The organism is Ruegeria sp. O6 (genome assembly GCF_056535045.1).
In genome coordinates this window covers 210196-227605 of sequence record NZ_JBQERM010000002.1, presented here as the reverse complement: position 1 = coordinate 227605, position 17410 = coordinate 210196, and the positions used below count along the sequence as shown (strand labels likewise).

Below are 17410 nucleotides of genomic sequence, written 5' to 3'. Positions count from 1 at the left end.
CGTCTGGCCCGCTACTCCAGCCCCTCTTCGCCCAGCAGGTGTCGGCCTTGCCGGTCTTCGACCTCAATCACCCAGAGGTCGGGGTCAAAGCTGCGCTGGCGCTGGATGGCGTGATCCACGTCACGCTCGGGGCCAGAGGAAAGTTCGACCCATGTGCGTTCGCCGCTCATCAGATCAAAGCTGCGCTGAAAGGCGGTGGCCTGCCCGTCGAGCGTGTTGAGCTTGACCAGAACCGCGCCCGCGGTGTCGTCGCCATGGGCCACGACAAAGGCGGGGATTTCCTGAAACCGGAGCCGCGCCAGATAGGCGTGAACCCAGAAATCGGCGGTCAGGCGGGTCATGCGTTGCCGTCTTTGAAATCCAGACCCATTTCCGAATAGCGCTCGGATTCCTCAAGCCAGTTGGGCCGGACTTTCACTTGCAGGAACAGGTGGATCTTGCGGTCGAGGAACTCTTCCAGTTCCGCCCGCGCGGCCTGACTGACGGCCTTGATCGTCTCGCCCTTCTTGCCCAGAACGATGCCCTTGTGGCCGTCGCGCATGACATAGATGACCTGATCGATTCTGGCCGAGCCGTCCTTGCGTTCTTCCCAGTTTTCGGTCTCGACCGTCAGTTGGTAGGGCAGTTCCTGATGCAGGCGCAGGGTCAGCTTCTCGCGCGTCATTTCAGCCGCGATCATGCGCAGGGGCAGATCGGCGATCTGGTCTTCGGGGTAAAGCCACGGCCCCTCGGGCAATTCGCCCGCCAGCCATTTGCGCAGGTCGTCGACGCCGTGGCCTTTTTCGGCCGAGATCATGAAGGTTTCGGCAAAAGGGTAGCGCGCGTTCAGGTCGCTGGTCAGCGCCAGCAGTTTCTCGGACGGCACCTTGTCGATCTTGTTGATGGCCAGCGCGATGGTGCGGCCCTGCCCGATCTCGGCCAGCCCTTCGAGGATGCGTTCGACCCCTTCGGTGATGCCGCGATGCGCCTCGACCATCAGCACGACGATATCGGCATCGGCGGCCCCGCCCCAGGCGGCAGCGACCATGGCACGGTCCAGACGGCGGCGCGGTTTGAACAGGCCGGGCGTGTCGACAAAGACCAGTTGCGCATCGCCTTCCATCGCGACGCCCCGGATACGGGCGCGGGTGGTCTGCACCTTATGGGTCACGATCGAGACCTTGGCCCCGACCATGCGGTTCAGGAGGGTGGATTTGCCTGCGTTGGGCTCTCCGATCAGGGCGATAAATCCGGCGCGTGTGGTCATGTGTCTGGCAATCCTGTCTGCAACTGCGCCCCCCTATAGCAGAAAGGGGCGGCGGGCCAGAGGGATTTGTCGCATTGCGGCCCTGCGTCTGCGGTGGCAGGACAGGCTCAGATGCCCAGCCAGTTCCAGCCCGGCAGCAAATCCTTTCGGTGAGGTTGTCATGAAACGTCGCGAGTTTCTTCTTGGAAGCGGTGCCGCCGCTGGCGCGTTTGGGTTGGGCGGATGGTCGCTGGCAGCAGGTGATGCAGCACAGGAACTGGTGCTGCAACCCGCCAGTTACCGGCTGCGCGAAGGGCTGACCACAGGGATGGTCAGCCTGTCGCCCGATGCGCCACCGCCGGTTCTGTATGGGCGGCAGGGCGAGCCTATGCGGCTGAGCGTGCGCAACACCTTGCCGGATTACACTTCGATGCACTGGCACGGGTTGCGTATTCGAAACGAGATGGACGGGGTGCCCTACCTAACCCAGATGCCCATCGGCGAGGGCGAAAGTTTCGCCTATGAGTTCACGCCACCGGATGCGGGGACCTACTGGTATCACCCCCATTGCATGACGATGGAGCAGATGGCGCGCGGGCTGACCGGCGTGATGGTGATTGCCGAGCCGGAAGAGCCGGGGTTCGACAGCGAACAGGTGATCAATCTGCGGGATTTCCGTCTGGACGAGGATGACGCGTTCCTGCCTGCCTATACGGCGCGGGGTGCGGCGCGGGCGGGCACGTTTGGCACGGTGCAGACCGCCAACTGGCAGAGCACGGCGGTCTATGAGCACGCGGCAGGCAGTCTGGTGCGGCTGCGGGTGGTCAACACGGACACGACCCGCATCTATAAGCTGCATCCCGAGGGGGCCGAGACCCGGATCATCGCCTGGGACGGGCATCCGGTCGAGATCGACCTGCCGGTGCCAACGGCGGACGAACCGCTGTTGCTGGGCCCCGGTCAACGGGTGGATATTGCCGTCCGGATGCCCGAGGGCGAAGGGCAGTCGGCGGAGCTGATGGCCAAGTTTCCCGGCCAGCCGCACCGCGCCATGGCGCGCTTGCGGGCGACTGGCACATCAGCGGCGCGTGATCTGAGAGAGCTGCGCCCGTTGCGTGCAAATCCCGTTGCGCGCCCCGATCCGGACCGTGCGGAATTGCATGAGTTCGTCTTTGGCTGGACCCCCGAAGGCGGTGCCCCGAATGACGGGTTCTGCGGCACGCTGGGGTATAGTTTCTGGTCGATCAACCGCAAACCCTGGCCGGGTGATGCAGCGCAGGGCACCGGGCCGCTGGCGGTTCTGGAACAGGGCAATAGTTATGTCCTGCGATTGCGCAACGAGTCGCCCAACCTGCATCCGATCCACCTGCACGGGCTGGCCTTCGTGCCGCTGCGATCCAACCTGCGCACCCTGCCACCGCTGATGACCGACACGATGCTGCTGTTGAAGGATGAGGTGGCGGATATCGCACTGGTGGCGGACAACCCTGGCGACTGGGCGTTTCACTGCCATGTGATCGAACATCAGAAAACCGGGCTGACCGGGTTCATCCGGGTGGAGTGATAAATGAAAGCCGTCGGCCCGACACCGGACCGACGGATAGAACGGATCAGATCACGGGTGACGGCGCAGGATGGGGTTCAGCACGGCAACAAACACGATGCCGTACAAAACGTGGCCGATCAGCGCGACCCATGTGATCCCGACGAAGTTCAGGAACGGCGGCAGACCGGCAAAGGTCGTGACACCTCCGATTGCAAACACCCACAGACCGAATCCATAGATTGCCGAGGCCGCCAACATGTGGACCGGACCCAGTACCTTGACCCAGATTGGCTGGAAAATAAGGAACCAACCCAAAGGATAGGCAATCAGGCCGACAATGTAGAAATGCACGAAGAAGCCCAGAAAAGCGTTGCTGGGCAAACCCAGACTGGACAGCAAACTCTGCGCCAGACCTTCGGGTGACAGGTTGGCCCAGCCGATCCCCGGACTGACAACTTGCCCCCAGAAATCGAAGGCCATGGTTGCCACAAACCCGGCAATGAACAGGAAGCCGATATTGACGAGCGAGAGTTTTGCACGTTGCATTGGATTGCCCTTATACGTTGTTTCCCGAGTGCTTTGACCTGCCGCAGTCTGACGGGTGCCAAAACGACTGATACCCAGATACAGGTCGTCTGTCGTGGCTTCTATAGGCTTCAAGTTAGATTGAAGTTTGTGACAGGCCGAGCTTCAACAGGGATCAGCCGACCCGCTCCAGCAACGCCTTGGCCGCCGCCTGTTCGGCCTGGCGCTTGGAGCCTGCGGTGGCCTGTGCCTCGGTTCCGTCCTGAAGGCGGGCGGCGATTGTGAAGACGGGGGCGTGATCGGGGCCGCTGCGTTTAACCTCGACATAGCTGGGTGGTTTCTGGCCGCGCGCCTGTGCCCATTCCTGAAGCGCTGTTTTGGCGTCGCGGGCGTCAGCCTCGACCTTGTGGATGCGGTCGCCCCAGAGGGCGAGGATGACATCGCGGGCGGCTTCGAACCCGGCGTCGCGGTAGATGGCGGCAATCACCGCCTCCATCGCGTCGCCCAGCAACGCCTGTTTGCGGCGCCCCCCCGAGAGCATCTCGGACCGGCCGAGTTTCAAGACCGCGCCCAGATCGATCTGGCGGGCCACATCTGCGCAGGCTTCTTTGCGGACCAGCGCGTTGAACCGGGGCGCAAGCTGGCCTTCGGAGGCTTTCTTGTCGGCCTCAAGCAGCGCGGTGGCCATGACAAGGCCCAGCACCCGGTCGCCCAGAAATTCAAGCCGCTGATTGTCCGGGCGTGTCGACGATGAGACCGAGCCGTGGGTCAGCGCACGCACCAGCAGCTCGGGGTCGGCAAATTCATACCCCAAACGCTGCTGGAACGCCTTTATTTCGGCTGAGAGCTTCAATTGACCGCCTTGAAGAACCGATCCCCGCGCCAGGTCCAGAAGAACAGCATGGACCGGCCGGCGGACGAGAACATAATCCGGTCGGCACGGCCGATCAGGTTTTCGTAGGGCACATAGCCAACCCCGCCAGCGGATTGCGGCAGGCGGCTGTCAGCCGAGTTGTCGCGGTTGTCGCCCATGAAGAAATAGTGGCCTTCGGGCACGGTATAGATGCCGGTATTGTCCGACCCCTGATTGCCGATATTCAGCACGTCATAGGTGACGCCGTTGGGCAGGGTTTCAATCAGGCGCGACTTTTCACAGGCGCCGCCAACGCCAACGGGGCCGTTTTCGCAGCGGGGGCGCAGGCGTTGCGGGCCCTGCGGTTCGGCGATTTCGGTGAATATGCCGTCAGGCTGTTGCGGAACCGGTGTGCCGTTGAGGATGATCTGCCCCTCGCGAACCTGAATGCGGTCGCCCGGCAGGCCGATCAGGCGTTTGATATAATCGCGCCCGCTGACCGGGTGGCGGAAGACGATGACGTCGCCGCGCACGGGATCGCCGCCCCAGATGCGGCTTCCGTCGTCGCCCTGCATCCAGCCACAGAGATCTTCGGCGTCGATGTTCAGACCGACACTGGGAATGATCAGGCTGGGGCATGAGGCGTAGGAATAGCCGTAGGCCATCTTGTTGACGAAGAGGAAATCGCCGATCAGCAGCGTCTGTTTCATCGAACCGGAAGGAATCCAGAACGGTTGAAAGAAGAGGGTCCGGAACACGCCCGCGATCAGCAGGGCATAGACGATGGTCTTGATCGTTTCCCAGACGCCGCTTCCGGTTTTGGCTTCGTCGGCCATACTGCTCTCTCCAGTTCTCTGTGCTTGGCTTCGCTGCTACATGCGGGGGGGATGGGGTCAAGTCAAGGCTGTGTGACGTGATCTTGCAGAGGACGCGCCTCGATCACGACAAAGGCCTGTGCCCAGGGGTGGTCATCGGTCAGGGTGACGTGGATGATCGCCTCGTGCCCAGCGGGTGTCAGTTCGTTCAGGCGTTCGGCGGCCCAGCCTGTGACATGCATCACCGGCTGCCCGGTGCGCAGGTTGGTGACGGCCATGTCCTTCCACGAAATGCCCATGCGCAGGCCGGTGCCGAGCGCCTTGGAACATGCCTCTTTCGCGGCCCAGCGTTTTGCATAAGTGCCTGCGGTATCCGCACGGCGTTCGGCCTTGCGCTGTTCGGTGTCAGTAAAGACACGGTTGCGGAACCGGTCGCCGAACCGGTCGAGCGTGCCCTGAATGCGGTCGATATTTGCAAGGTCTGTGCCGATGCCGAGGATCATGTGGCTCTCATTTCTCTGGTCGGGCCAATCAACGGCAATTGATGACCACACGCAAGCGGTTGGTTGCCGCATTCCGTGATATACTTTACCGGAATGTTCAATTTTTACGTTGGTGTGGGGGGACGCAATGTCGAAAATTCCGTTCATGGCAATCGCGGTGGCTGGCATTGTCGTAAGCACCGTTTTACGCGCTTCTGCACAGGATTGCGGAACCGGGGAAACCCCCTGTCAGGTTGGAGAGGTGTCCTATCGGGTGGTTCTGCCGGATGCCGCGCCCAAGCCGCCAGCTGTTATCTATCTGCATGGCTATGGGGCAACGGCGAATTCAGCCGTAAATCTTTCCGGCCTCGCGGCGGCCTTTACCGACCGCGGCATCGCCTTTATCGCGCCGAACGGTCAGGTCGACATTGGAAATCCCAAGGCGCTGGATTGGGGGGTGCATGATGGCTATCGCTGGCCGCGGGATGATCTGGCCGCGCTGGAGCAGATCAAGGAAGACGCCATTGCCCGTTTCGACCTGAACGCAGATCGCATTATGCTGGCGGGGTATTCACGCGGCGGATCACTGGTTTGGGACAAGGCCTGCACGGATCATTCCTTTGCCTTTGCCTATGCCTCGGCATCAGGGGCCTTTTGGGAGCCGATGTGGCGGCGGTGCAGCGGCCCAGTTCACATGCATCATTCCCACGGATTTGCAGACCGGACCGTCCCGCTGGAAGGGCGTTTTGTGACCTTTGGGGACTATGATTTCGAACAGGGTAGCGTTTTGAAATCCATTGAAATTCTGACCAGAACCAATGGATGCGGGCAGATGGCGAACAGCGTTTCAACAGAAGGTGCAACCTGGCGAAAGAAGTGGACCGAGTGTCTGGACGGCTCTGTCACCCTGTCGCTTGGGCCACATGGCCACGGCAGGCAGCCCGGTTGGGGTGATGCCGTGGCGGATTGGTTTCTGGAAATCTCGAGCGCGCCCTAGCGCTTCCACCGGATTTTGCGGAAATCAATTTGCGTGCGTTTGCCAGGTCTGTACCGAAACCGAGGATCAGTTGTGTCAGCTTCTTTCACCGCCAAAAAGCGTTCGTTTTGCCTGTATCGATTGCGATAGCACGGCTCGGCAGATGCCTATAGAAACCGCTGCCCAAAACAGCAGAACACCGTTTCTTAAAGCGAAAGCCGAAAAATCAAATTGGTGCCAATACCTGAAGTGGTAAAACAATGCTGCGAGTTGCATAGCCCATAACACCGCCACTGAAAGACCAACCATGTAGGCTGCGTTGTACCACAATGTGGCGTTTGCGGTTGTTTCAGAAAACCTCTTTGACCATGGATGTGTGAGAACCACTGCTGCCATAAAGCTGGGGGTCACAAGGAAATCGACCGGAAAGAAAAACACACCTTCGAGGCCCAGTTTTTCCCGGGCAAAGCCCGACGAAACCGACAGCAACATACTAACAACGAAACAAACCACGTACCAAACCCGATTAAACAACAAGGTTTTTTGCTCGGATGTCCAAAGGTTGATCACGACAACCGCACCGTCAGGATCTTGTAACTCGCCACGCCAAAGAACCCGGCGAAGGCGAAATCGAACCAGCGGCGGGCGCGGCGGTAGGTGCGGACCATGCGGGCGGATGAGAACAAAAACGCATAGCCGATGAAGATCAGCAGCGATCCTGCGTACAGCATGGCGAAATAGCCCAGCAGCATCGGCAGGCTGGCATCGCTTGGCGCGACGATGGCATAGATCGACCCCCAGCTGAGGATTGCTTTGGGGTTGGTCAGGTGGATGGCGGCACCTTTGGCAAAGATCGTGGGCAGCGTGCCGGTGACCGGTTTGCCCAATGCGACCTCATCATCCGAGGTCATCGCGCGTTTCAGGGCCTTCAGCGCCAGCCAGCCCAGATAGGCCACGCCGACATAGCGGATCACTTCGAACAGCCAGACATTGGCCAGCATGACCGCCGACAGGCCCAGCGCTGCGGCAATGCCCCAGGCGGCCGATCCGGCGCAGATGCCAAGGGCAAAGGCCAGCCCGGCGGTACGGCCTTCGGTCATGGCGGTTCCGGCAATGCCCATCGTGGCCGGGCCCGGAGAGCCCCCTGCCATCAGCCAGGCGAACCAGATGGCGATAAAGCCGGAGGTGATCACGCGCGCGCCTCGTCCATCAGGCGGCGCATCTCCCGAATGGCGGGGGTGAGACCCAGAAAGATCGCCTCACCAATCAGGAAATGCCCGATGTTCAGTTCCATGACCTCGGGGAAAGCGGCAACCGGCTTTACGGAGTCGTATGTCAGGCCATGGCCTGCATGGACCTCGAGCCCCAGTGAATGGGCAAAGGTGGACATCAGGCGCAGCGATTCAAGCTCGCGCGCGGCGGCGTCCATACGTCCTTCGGCATGGGCGTCGCAATAGGCACCGGTGTGCAGTTCGATCACCTCGGCACCGATGCGGTGCGCGGCCTCGATCTGACGCTGATCCGCGGCGATGAAGATCGACACGCGGCACCCGGCCTCGCGCAGGGGGGCGATGAAATGGGCCAGCTTGTTTTCCTCGCGCGCGACTTCGAGCCCGCCTTCGGTGGTGCGTTCCTCGCGCTTTTCGGGAACGATACAGACGGCGTGCGGTTTGTGGCGCAGGGCGATTTTCTGCATCTCTTCGGTGGCGGCCATTTCAAAGTTCAGAGGCACCGACAGAACCTCCATCAGGCCGTCGATATCGGCGTCCGAGATATGGCGGCGGTCTTCGCGCAGATGCGCGGTGATGCCGTCGGCGCCGGCCTCCTCTGCCAGCTTGGCGGCGCGCAGCGGGTCAGGATAGGCCCCGCCGCGCGCGTTGCGCACGGTGGCGACATGATCGATATTCACACCCAGACGCAGACGGCTTTCGGACATCATTTGGTTCCTTTTGCAGATTTTCGCCCCGACCTTAGCGATCTTGGCGCGGGACCGGCAGGTGTTTCTTCGGCCCGGCGTTTGATTTCTTCAAACTTTGCCTTGATCTTGGCGCGGCGGCGCAGCTGGTAGGTCAGGATCAGCGGCAGGCTGAGGTAGTAGCAGATGATGCCCGCCACGATACCGGGAATGATGCCGCCAATCATGTAGGGATAGAAAACGTCATCGTAGAACTGACCCAGCCCGTGCCAGTCGGCCACGCGGTCCGTGAACAGGGCAAGAAGATTGTCCTTGAGGTCGCCGATGGCGTCGGCAAACTTGCCCATCAGCCCCTGCGTGTCGCCTTCTTCATATTCGGTGCCCAGCAGGAAATGCCCGGTTTGCAGGCAGATCACCCCAATCGGGACATATGTCAGGGGGTTGCCGAAGAACGTGCCGCTGAGGGCGGCCAGAATATTTCCCTTGATCAGCCGCGCACCAAGTGCCGCAACCAGAAAGTGCAGCCCGTAAAACGGCGTGAAGGATGCGAAAACGCCCGCCCCTATGCCACGGGCGATCCGGTCAGGGGAATCCGGAAGGCGGCGGACACGGTGTTTGACATAGTGGAAGGCGCGGGTCCATCCGCCACGCGGATAGACGAGTTCCGATGCGACCTGAACAGGAGAGCGTCGGTCTCGGCGCTTGAATACCACCCGTGATCACCCCTTCTCAGCCAGCCGCAGTCGCGGTTTTGGTCCGGTCCCGATAACGCTCGACCGCTGCAACGTCGCTTTCAGCCTCAAGCATCAGCATCAGCGAATGCAACTGTTCAAGGTCGCGCAGTTCGACATTGATCAGCAGGCGGTAAAAATCCGGTTTGCGGTCCACAAATTCCAAGTTTGAGATATTGGCCTTTTTCTCGCCGATCAATGTGCAAATGCGCCCCAGAACCCCGGCATCGTTGCCGATGGTCAGATCCAGTGTCGCCCCATAAACGGCCGGGTGCGTGCCCGAGTGCCAATGCAGATCGACCCAGCGTTCCGGTTCGCTTTCATATTGGCTGAGCTTGTCGCAGTCGATGGCGTGCACCACAACACCCTTGCCCCGGTAGGTGATGCCGACGATCCGTTCCCCCGGCAGCGGTTGGCAGCAGGGCGCGCGGTCGAATTTCTGGCCGGGCTCAAGCCCGATCACCGCGCGCCGCAGCGGGATGGCGTCGCCTTCATCCTTGGCCAGTTCGGGATAGACGGCCTCGACCACCTCATGGGCAGTCAGTTCGGCACTGCCTAGACGGGCCAGCAATTCATGCCGGTCTTTCAAGCGCAGGTGCTTGGCGGCGGTATCAAGCGCCTTGTCCGTGGCCTTGCGCCCCACATGGTCAAAGCCCGAGCGCGCCAGTTCCTTGCCCAGCTTGATGAACCGTTCGCGATCCACCTCGCGCAGGGCGCGGCGAATGGCGGTGCGGGCCTTGCCGGTGACGGCGATCTCAAGCCATGTGACCTGCGGTGTCTGCCCGTCAGCGGTGATGATATCCACCGACTGGCCGTTCTTCATCCGCGTCCAGAGCGGCACGCGAATGCCATCGACCTTGGCCCCCACGCAGGCATGGCCGATCCGGGTGTGGATGGCATAGGCGAAATCGATCGGGGTCGCGCCCCGCGGCAGTTTCACCACGTCGCCCTTGGGGGTGAAGCAGAAGACCTGATCCGAATACATCTCGAGCTTGACGGCTTCGAGGAAATCTTCGTGATCATCCTCGGTGTCGAACTGTTCGGTCAGGTTGGATATCCATTTGGCCGGATCGACGGCAAAGGGGTTTTCCGTGCGCACCCCGTCCCGGTAGGACCAATGCGCCGCAACGCCGGTTTCGGCCACATCGTGCATCTGGCGGGTGCGGATCTGAACCTCGACCCGTTTGCCATCGCGGCCTGAAACGGTGGTGTGAATCGAGCGGTAGCCATTCGATTTCGGCTGGCTGATATAGTCCTTGAACCGCCCCGGCACCGCACGCCAGCGTTGATGAATGGCCCCAAGCGTGCGATAGCAGTCTTCTTCCGTCTGGGTGATGATGCGGAACCCGTAGATATCGGACAGGCGCGAAAAGCCCTGATCCTTTTCCTGCATCTTGCGCCAGATCGAATAGGGTTTCTTGGCGCGGCCAAAGACTTCGGCTTCGATGCCCGCCTTTTCCAGCTCGTGGCGCATGTCGCCGGTGATGCGGTGGATCACATCGCCGGTTTCACGTTGCAGCGTGATAAAGCGACGGATGATCGACTGGCGGCCTTCGGGGTTCAGGACGCGGAACGCGAGGTCTTCCAGTTCCTCGCGCATCCATTGCATCCCCATGCGGCCCGCAAGCGGCGCGTAGATATCCATCGTCTCGCGCGCTTTTTGAACCTGCTTTTCGGGCCGCATCGCCTTGATGGTGCGCATGTTGTGCAGACGGTCGGCCAGCTTGACCAGAATGACCCGCAGGTCCTTGGACATGGCCATGAACAGCTTGCGGAAATTCTCGGCCTGCTTGGTTTCGCGGCTGGACAGTTGCAGGTTGGTCAGCTTGGTGACGCCGTCGACCAGCTTGGCGACCTCATCCCCGAACAGATCGGACACCTTGCCGTAATTGGCCTTGGTGTCTTCGATCGTGTCATGCAGCAATGCGGTGATGATCGTCGCATCATCCAGACGCTGTTCGGTCAGGATGGCGGCAACGGCAACAGGGTGGGTAAAGTAGGGCTCGCCTGAGTGGCGGAATTGCCCTGCGTGCATCTGCTGGCCAAACTCATAGGCCAGCGCGAGACGTTCAGCATTCGTCTTGGGATTGTAGTTGCGGACCAGCGCAATCAGATCGTCAGCAGAAATCATCCGGTCCGCACCTTCGTCTTTGGAGCTTACCCCTGCCCTTGAGCCTCCATCAGAGCGCGCAGGAGCTTTTCTTCGGACATGTCGTCCATCGCAGGCTTGTCCGACTCGGCACCCATCAGCAGCGCCATCTGATCTTCTTCCGGCTCATCAACCTCGATCTGGGTCTGGTTGGCCTCGATCAGGCGTTCGCGCAGGGCGTCCGCGCCTTGGGTTTCGTCGGCGATTTCACGCAGGGACACGACAGGGTTCTTGTCGTTGTCACGGTCAACGGTAATCGCGGCACCGGCAGAAATCTCGCGCGCCCGATGGGCGGCCAGCATCACCAGTTCGAACCGGTTTGGAACCTTGTCTACGCAATCTTCAACCGTCACGCGGGCCATTGGGCGCTCTCCGTTTCTGAGTCCATGTCAGGAAGGGGTTTATCTAAGCGCGATTCCGCGCCTTGACAAGCAGGAAATGCTGCATTTGCAGGGATCACAGCGGCGTAACCGCTGCAACCTCGGGCGGGGGCAGGTCGGCAACCATCTGGGAAACCGTGCGATCAAGCACGGGGTGGCGCCAGTCGGGCACAATATCCGCCATCGGCACAAGCACAAAAGCGCGGTCCTGAAGGCGCGGATGCGGAAGGATCAGCTGATCCGGTGCCTCTTGCCGTTGCGCCTCGGGCGGCAGGGTCAGCCAGCGGTCGAACAGGGCGCGGTCGGGCAGAATCTGATCGCCATAGCACACAAGATCCAGATCCAGCGTCCGCATTCCCCAGCGCTGCACCCGTTCACGGCCGAACTGGTTTTCAACCTCGTGCAGCAGGCGCAAAAGCTGGGCCGGGGATTTGTCGGTTTCGATCAGCACAGCCGCATTCACGTAATCCGGACCAGCGCCAGCGGGGAAGCAAGGCGTCGCAAAAAACCGGCTGACAGAGCGAATCACTACGCCCTGCTGCGAAAGTGCGTCAATTGCGCGCTGTAGCGTTACAGCGGGCCCATTTCCTCTCAGATCGAGATTTGCGCCCAATGCCACAACAGCGTTTGGCAATGAATTGTGCATATGCTACCCTATATTCGACACATTGCATACTTGCGATAACGGCCAAAAGTTCTAACTATAAGCCCACCAGATTGCGTCAATTTATAAAACACCCACTCACTCACGTAACGCGGCGCAGTCTGGATTATACCGGAAGGACCTATTTATGTTTTATAAGGACGAACGGCTAGCGCTGTTCATCGACGGCTCGAACCTTTATGCCGCGGCAAAAGCACTCGGTTTCGACATAGACTACAAACTTCTGCGGCAGGAATTCATGCGCCGTGGCAAGTTGCTTCGGGCTTTCTACTATACAGCGCTGCTTGAAAACGACGAGTATTCACCGATCCGCCCATTGGTTGACTGGCTTCATTACAACGGCTTCACCATGGTCACAAAACCGGCCAAGGAATACACCGACAGCATGGGGCGTCGGAAAGTCAAAGGAAACATGGATATCGAACTGACTGTCGATGCCATGGAACTGGCACCGCGTGTGGATCATATCGTGCTGTTCTCGGGTGACGGGGATTTCCGCCCGCTGATCGCCAGCCTGCAACGTCAGGGCGTTCGCGTGTCGGTCGTGTCAACGATCCGCAGCCAGCCGCCAATGATTTCGGACGAGCTGCGCCGTCAGGCCGACAACTTCATCGAGTTGGAGGATCTGCGTGACGTGATCGGTCGCCCGCCGCGTGAAATGCCGGCAGAGCATCGCAGCGTCGCGGTTGCAGGCGGCAGCTGATCCGGCACCACTGCCTGTTGATGGGAAAAATTCGCGCGGTCAGGACCGGGGTCCTGGCCGCGCTTCTTTAACTAAGGATTGGTGCTGAAACATCCTCTGACTAACAACGATTCGTGTCAGATGAATGACAATGTCCTGTCTGGACCAAGGCCGGGAAAAGACTTACCTGTGCCCTAAGGAGACAGCCGAATGACCAAGCCGCCACTGACACTTTATCTGGCCGCCCCCCGCGGGTTCTGCGCCGGTGTGGACCGCGCCATCAAGATCGTTGAAATGGCCCTGCAGAAATGGGGGGCACCGGTCTATGTGCGCCACGAGATCGTGCATAACAAATTCGTGGTCGACGGGTTGCGGGCCCAAGGTGCTGTGTTTGTCGAAGAACTGCATGAATGCCCCGATGACCGCCCGGTGATCTTTTCCGCCCATGGTGTTCCTAAATCGGTACCAGCCGAAGCCGCGCAGCGTGAGATGATCTATGTGGATGCCACCTGTCCGCTAGTGTCGAAGGTTCATGTCGAGGCGCAGCGCCATGCGGATGCGGGATTGCAGATGATCATGATCGGCCACAAGGGCCATCCCGAAACCGTTGGCACGATGGGACAGCTGCCAAAGGGTGATGTGCTGCTGGTCGAAACGGTCGAGGATGTGAGCACCGTGCAGGTGCGCGACCCCGACAAGCTGGCCTTTGTCACCCAGACCACCCTGTCGGTGGATGATACCAAGGACATCATCGCAGCCCTTCAGGCCCGGTTCCCGGCCATTGTCGGCCCGCATAAGGAAGACATCTGTTATGCCACCACCAACCGGCAGGAGGCCGTGAAGGCCGTGGCCCCCAAGGCCGATGCGCTGCTGGTTGTGGGGGCTCCGAACTCGTCCAATTCCCGCCGTCTGGTCGAGGTTGCATCGCGCGAGGGGTGCAAATACGCGCAACTGGTCCAGCGCGCGACCGAAATCGACTGGCGCGCTTTGCAGGGCATCAAAAGCGTTGCGGTGACCGCTGGCGCATCGGCCCCGGAATTGCTGGTGAACGAGGTGATCGACGCCTTCCGCGATCACTATGATGTCACTGTCGAGCCGGTCGAGACCGCAACCGAAAACGTCGAGTTCAAAGTACCGCGCGTGTTGAGGCAACCGGCGTGATCGGCGTGCCGAAGGCGCCGCTCTATCTGGGGCTGGCGGGACTGGTCCCGTTTGTCTGGGGCGCGCTGACCTATCTGAACGGTGATCTGAACGCCTGGGGCACGCGCAGCTTTGGCCCACGCTTTGTTGGCCCTTATGTGCAGCTGTTCTATGGCTCGGTCATCCTGAGCTTTATGTCAGGTGTGCTGTGGGGCTTTGCCACCAAGACCTCGGGCAGCAAGGCGGCGCTGTGTTATGGGCTGTCGGTCCTGCCTGCGCTGTGGGCCTTTGCCATGACAGGCGGCGGGCCGGTCACTGCAGGCACCAATCTGATCTACGGGTTCACCGGCTTGCTGCTGCTGGACGCCCTGTTTTCATACTGGCGGCTGACGCCGGTCTGGTGGATGCAGCTGCGTATCCTGCTGACCGCAATCGTTCTGGCCAGCCTAGCCGTAGGAGTGTACCTGTGAGCGACAAACGCACGATTGATGCCTATACGAACAGAGTAAACGAATATCTGGCCATTCCTCTGCCAGCCGAACAGCTCAAGACCCGTCAGGATTTTGCCGATGCGGTCGGTGCGGGCGGCTATGTGCTGGATCTGGGGTCAGGCCCCGGATCGGACAGCGGTTTCCTGATGCGTCAGGGGCTGAAGGTGCGGGCGCTGGATGCCACCCCCGCCTTTGTCGAACATGCCCGCCAGAACGGGGTGGACGCGCATCTGGGTACGTTCGACGATGTTACCGAAACCGCCGAATATGATGGAGTTTACGCCAGTTTTTCCCTGCTGCACGCGCCGCGTGCGGATTTTCCGCGTCACCTGAAAGCGATCCACACGGCCCTGAAGCCCGGCGGCCAGCTGTTTCTGGGCATGAAGCTGGGCACGGGCGAGCATCGTGACGATCTGGACCGCTATTACACCTATTACTCGGAAGCCGAGATCCGAGAGGCGCTGACCCAGGCCGGGTTCACGGTTGACCGCACGGTCGAAGGGATGGGCAAGGGTCTGGCCGGGTCGTACGACGGGTTTATTCTGGTGTTCGCCCATGCCTGAGTTGTTTGCCTATACAGATGGCGCCTGTTCCGGCAATCCCGGCCCCGGAGGCTGGGGCGTGCTGCTGCGCGCGATGGACGGGGACAGCGTTCTGAAAGAGCGGGAACTGAACGGCGGCGAGGCCGAGACCACCAACAACCGGATGGAGTTGCTGGCTGCCATCAGCGCGCTGGAGACGCTGGAGCGCCCGTCAAAGATCACCATTGTCACCGACAGCGCCTATGTGAAGAACGGCGTCACCGGCTGGATATTCGGCTGGAAGCGGAATGGCTGGAAAACCTCGAACAAGAAGCCGGTCAAGAATGTCGATCTGTGGCAGCGACTGGACGAGGCACAGGGTCGCCACGACGTGACGTGGGAATGGGTCAAGGGCCATGCGGGCCATCCCGAAAACGAAAAGGCCGATGAACTGGCCCGCGCAGGCATGGCGCCCTTCAAGCCGAAAAAGGCGCAGGCGTGAGCGCGCTGACGCTGCTGGATTATGCCTCGGTTCTGATCTTTGCGCTGACCGGGGCGCTGGTGGCCAGCCGGGCTCAGCTGGATCTGGTGGGCTTTGCCTTCATGGCCTGCCTGACCGCAGTTGGCGGCGGCACGGTGCGCGACCTGCTGCTGGACCGGCACCCGATCTTCTGGGTCGGCCAGCCGGATTACATCCTGATTGCCGTCGCGGCGGCGGTGTTTGTGTTCTTTACCGCGCATCTGGTGGAAAGCCGCTATAACTGGCTGGTCTGGCTGGACAGTTTCGCGCTGTCGGTCGCCGTTGCGGCCGGAACCGGTGCCGCGCTGTCACTGGATCAGCCCGGTATCATCGTCGTGCTGATGGGAGTGACGACCGGGTGTCTGGGCGGGCTGATGCGCGACGTGGTCTGCAACGAGGTGCCGCTGGTGCTGAAACAGGGCGAACTTTACGTCTCGTGCGCATTTGTGGGGGCGTTGACGGCGGTACTTGCGGTCAGGCTGGGGCTGGAGCCTGCCTTTGTGCTGGGCCTGTGCGCCCTTGTGTGCTGGGCCTTGCGGGCCGGGTCGCTGGTGTTTGGCTGGCAGTTGCCCGTCTACAAAAGCCGCCCGCCCCGCAACTGAACCTGTCGGTGGACGCGACCGGGGCGGGCTGATAGCTGTTTGGAACGCGCAGCCCGGAGGCCAAATGCCGTTCAGACTTACATCGATTGCGGTCTCACTGGCTTTGCTGGCCTCCTGCGGCGCATATTATGCGCCTGTCCACTTTGTTGCCGAGGGTGACCGGATCATCGCCTCGGGCACGATTGACGAAACGACGCTGTCCGCTTTTGAAGACGTCACCGCCGAAAATCCCGAAGCGCGCACGCTGGTGCTGCAATATATCGAGGGATCGGTGGATGACGACGCCAATGTCATCTTCAGCCGCGAGGTGCGCAAGGCCGGGTTCGATACCATCGTGCCCTCGGACGGTCTGGTTGCCAGCGGCGGCACCGATCTGTTTCTGGCCGGACATCGCCGTGTTTTGCAGCCGGGGGCCTGTGTCGGTGTTCACAGCTGGGCCGGGTCGGGGCTGGTGGCAACGGAGCTGCCCGAGGATGACCCGGAACATGACCGCTATCTGGATTATTTCAGGGACATTGGCGTCGATGAGTCGTTTTACTGGTACACGCTGTATGCGGCCCCGGCCGACAGCATCCACTGGATGACTGCCGCCGAGGCGAACCGGTTCGATATGACGACGAAAGCCGCCCCGGCGCTTGGTTCAGCGCTGGAGTGCGACGAGCGCTGATCTGCTGCGCTATCTGTCGAGTGAAGGTTTGCGGGACGGAATGCGCAGCCAAGGAATATGCTAACGGCGCAGGTAGGTCTGCCAGATCCAGATCACCAGCAATGCGCCCAGAACCGCGCCCACAAAGCCCGACATCCAGCCAGCGTCGGGTATCAGAGACCACAGAAAGGGCCCACCGATCATAGCCCCAACAATACCGATCAGCATCGTCGCCGGGAGCAACCTGGCGAGCAAAACTTCAAGCGCAGCTTGGATGATGATCAGAGCGACGATGGGCATGTCACTTCCTCCAATGCGTCGGCACGATGATCAGGGCGCCGACAGACGAGATCACCGCATCCAGACCGGGAGGGCCAAAGCTGATCCCGAACATGATGCGGATGAAGTAGAACAGGAACGCCCCGCCCACGCAGATGATGATCGACTGAAGATAGCCGTTATGAGTGAACCCGGTCTGTTCGGACAGATATCCGACGATCCCGGCAATCACGACGGTCCCCATCATCACCATGAACATCGGGCTTCT

General features: G+C 60.8%; 24 protein-coding genes. 9 read left to right on the top strand and 15 right to left on the bottom strand.

Going from position 1 to position 17410, the window contains the following annotated elements:
- Nucleotides 1-11: 11 nt before the first annotated feature.
- Nucleotides 12-341, bottom strand: coding sequence for a DUF1491 family protein (locus ACR0DY_RS04470; RefSeq protein ID WP_480546205.1), 330 nt, complete (start codon nucleotides 339-341; stop codon nucleotides 12-14).
- On the bottom strand, nucleotides 338-1246 hold the full coding sequence (gene era / locus ACR0DY_RS04465; RefSeq protein WP_480473866.1) for a GTPase Era: 909 nt from the start codon (nucleotides 1244-1246) through the stop codon (nucleotides 338-340). Before era ends, ACR0DY_RS04470 begins: the two co-directional genes overlap by 4 nt.
- Before the next feature lie 160 nt (nucleotides 1247-1406).
- Between era and ACR0DY_RS04460 the strand changes: the two genes are divergently transcribed.
- Complete coding sequence (locus ACR0DY_RS04460; protein ID WP_480483756.1) at nucleotides 1407-2789, top strand: multicopper oxidase family protein; 1383 nt, start codon at nucleotides 1407-1409, stop codon at nucleotides 2787-2789.
- Nucleotides 2790-2840: 51 nt separating this feature from the next.
- Here ACR0DY_RS04460 and ACR0DY_RS04455 read toward each other — a convergent pair whose 3' ends face one another.
- From ACR0DY_RS04455 to acpS, 4 genes are all read right to left on the bottom strand, one after another.
- Complete coding sequence (locus ACR0DY_RS04455; protein WP_480483757.1) at nucleotides 2841-3317, bottom strand: hypothetical protein; 477 nt, start codon at nucleotides 3315-3317, stop codon at nucleotides 2841-2843.
- A 154-nt stretch (nucleotides 3318-3471) separates the two neighbouring features.
- A complete protein-coding gene (gene rnc, locus ACR0DY_RS04450) occupies nucleotides 3472-4149 on the bottom strand; it encodes a ribonuclease III (protein WP_267366113.1) in 678 nt (225 codons plus the stop codon).
- Entirely contained in the window at nucleotides 4146-4985 is an 840-nt protein-coding gene (gene lepB / locus ACR0DY_RS04445) for a signal peptidase I (protein WP_267366112.1), read from the bottom strand. The genes rnc and lepB overlap by 4 nt, the downstream gene beginning before the upstream one ends.
- A gap of 62 nt (nucleotides 4986-5047) precedes the next feature.
- On the bottom strand, nucleotides 5048-5467 hold the full coding sequence (gene acpS / locus ACR0DY_RS04440) for a holo-ACP synthase (RefSeq protein ID WP_209506227.1): 420 nt from the start codon (nucleotides 5465-5467) through the stop codon (nucleotides 5048-5050).
- A 127-nt stretch (nucleotides 5468-5594) separates the two neighbouring features.
- Between acpS and ACR0DY_RS04435 the strand changes: the two genes are divergently transcribed.
- Nucleotides 5595-6443: a CE1 family esterase gene (locus ACR0DY_RS04435; RefSeq protein ID WP_480546202.1), complete on the top strand. Its 849-nt coding sequence runs from the start codon at nucleotides 5595-5597 to the stop codon at nucleotides 6441-6443.
- A gap of 75 nt (nucleotides 6444-6518) precedes the next feature.
- Here the strand turns inward: ACR0DY_RS04435 and ACR0DY_RS04430 are convergent, their stop codons facing one another.
- The 7 genes from ACR0DY_RS04430 to folK form a co-directional block, all read right to left on the bottom strand.
- Nucleotides 6519-6992, bottom strand: coding sequence for a hypothetical protein (locus ACR0DY_RS04430; protein ID WP_480546201.1), 474 nt, complete (start codon nucleotides 6990-6992; stop codon nucleotides 6519-6521).
- The gene (locus ACR0DY_RS04425; RefSeq protein ID WP_480546200.1) at nucleotides 6989-7615 is read right to left on the bottom strand and encodes a LysE family translocator; all 627 of its coding nucleotides are present in this window, start codon (nucleotides 7613-7615) and stop codon (nucleotides 6989-6991) included. The genes ACR0DY_RS04430 and ACR0DY_RS04425 overlap by 4 nt, the downstream gene beginning before the upstream one ends.
- Nucleotides 7612-8358 (bottom strand): pyridoxine 5'-phosphate synthase, encoded by a 747-nt coding sequence (locus ACR0DY_RS04420; RefSeq protein WP_480473876.1) that lies wholly within the window; start codon nucleotides 8356-8358, stop codon nucleotides 7612-7614. Before ACR0DY_RS04420 ends, ACR0DY_RS04425 begins: the two co-directional genes overlap by 4 nt.
- Nucleotides 8358-9050, bottom strand: coding sequence for a DUF2062 domain-containing protein (locus ACR0DY_RS04415; RefSeq protein ID WP_480897855.1), 693 nt, complete (start codon nucleotides 9048-9050; stop codon nucleotides 8358-8360). Before ACR0DY_RS04415 ends, ACR0DY_RS04420 begins: the two co-directional genes overlap by 1 nt.
- Nucleotides 9051-9066: 16 nt before the next feature.
- Nucleotides 9067-11199: a RelA/SpoT family protein gene (locus ACR0DY_RS04410; RefSeq protein WP_480897853.1), complete on the bottom strand. Its 2133-nt coding sequence runs from the start codon at nucleotides 11197-11199 to the stop codon at nucleotides 9067-9069.
- Nucleotides 11200-11225: 26 nt separating this feature from the next.
- A complete protein-coding gene (gene rpoZ, locus ACR0DY_RS04405; protein ID WP_209506215.1) occupies nucleotides 11226-11579 on the bottom strand; it encodes a DNA-directed RNA polymerase subunit omega in 354 nt (117 codons plus the stop codon).
- A gap of 94 nt (nucleotides 11580-11673) precedes the next feature.
- On the bottom strand, nucleotides 11674-12243 hold the full coding sequence (gene folK, locus ACR0DY_RS04400) for a 2-amino-4-hydroxy-6-hydroxymethyldihydropteridine diphosphokinase (RefSeq protein WP_480897852.1): 570 nt from the start codon (nucleotides 12241-12243) through the stop codon (nucleotides 11674-11676).
- Nucleotides 12244-12388: 145 nt separating this feature from the next.
- Here folK and ACR0DY_RS04395 point away from each other — a divergent pair, with 145 nt between their 5' ends.
- The 7 genes from ACR0DY_RS04395 to ACR0DY_RS04365 all read left to right on the top strand — a co-directional run bounded on the left by ACR0DY_RS04395 (nucleotide 12389) and on the right by ACR0DY_RS04365 (nucleotide 16884).
- Nucleotides 12389-12964, top strand: a complete 576-nt coding sequence (locus ACR0DY_RS04395) for a LabA-like NYN domain-containing protein (RefSeq protein ID WP_209506211.1) — start codon at nucleotides 12389-12391, stop codon at nucleotides 12962-12964.
- A gap of 189 nt (nucleotides 12965-13153) precedes the next feature.
- Complete coding sequence (gene ispH, locus ACR0DY_RS04390) at nucleotides 13154-14104, top strand: 4-hydroxy-3-methylbut-2-enyl diphosphate reductase (protein WP_480546198.1); 951 nt, start codon at nucleotides 13154-13156, stop codon at nucleotides 14102-14104.
- Entirely contained in the window at nucleotides 14101-14553 is a 453-nt protein-coding gene (locus ACR0DY_RS04385; protein ID WP_480546197.1) for a DUF3429 domain-containing protein, read from the top strand. Before ispH ends, ACR0DY_RS04385 begins: the two co-directional genes overlap by 4 nt.
- Nucleotides 14550-15137 carry a class I SAM-dependent methyltransferase gene (locus ACR0DY_RS04380; RefSeq protein WP_480487147.1) on the top strand — a complete coding sequence of 196 codons (588 nt, stop codon included), beginning with the start codon at nucleotides 14550-14552 and terminating at the stop codon, nucleotides 15135-15137. The genes ACR0DY_RS04385 and ACR0DY_RS04380 overlap by 4 nt, the downstream gene beginning before the upstream one ends.
- Nucleotides 15130-15597 (top strand): ribonuclease HI, encoded by a 468-nt coding sequence (gene rnhA, locus ACR0DY_RS04375; protein ID WP_480487149.1) that lies wholly within the window; start codon nucleotides 15130-15132, stop codon nucleotides 15595-15597. Before ACR0DY_RS04380 ends, rnhA begins: the two co-directional genes overlap by 8 nt.
- On the top strand, nucleotides 15594-16217 hold the full coding sequence (locus tag ACR0DY_RS04370; RefSeq protein ID WP_267364069.1) for a trimeric intracellular cation channel family protein: 624 nt from the start codon (nucleotides 15594-15596) through the stop codon (nucleotides 16215-16217). Before rnhA ends, ACR0DY_RS04370 begins: the two co-directional genes overlap by 4 nt.
- A 64-nt stretch (nucleotides 16218-16281) precedes the next feature.
- Entirely contained in the window at nucleotides 16282-16884 is a 603-nt protein-coding gene (locus tag ACR0DY_RS04365; RefSeq protein ID WP_209598782.1) for a COG3904 family protein, read from the top strand.
- 60 nt (nucleotides 16885-16944) lie between these two features.
- On the opposite strand, the gene ACR0DY_RS04360 is transcribed toward ACR0DY_RS04365, so the two are convergent.
- On the bottom strand, nucleotides 16945-17163 hold the full coding sequence (locus tag ACR0DY_RS04360; protein WP_480483766.1) for a GlsB/YeaQ/YmgE family stress response membrane protein: 219 nt from the start codon (nucleotides 17161-17163) through the stop codon (nucleotides 16945-16947).
- A 1-nt stretch (nucleotide 17164) separates the two neighbouring features.
- Nucleotides 17165-17401 carry a hypothetical protein gene (locus ACR0DY_RS04355; RefSeq protein WP_209506192.1) on the bottom strand — a complete coding sequence of 79 codons (237 nt, stop codon included), beginning with the start codon at nucleotides 17399-17401 and terminating at the stop codon, nucleotides 17165-17167.
- Between the last annotated feature and the right edge of the window lie 9 nt (nucleotides 17402-17410).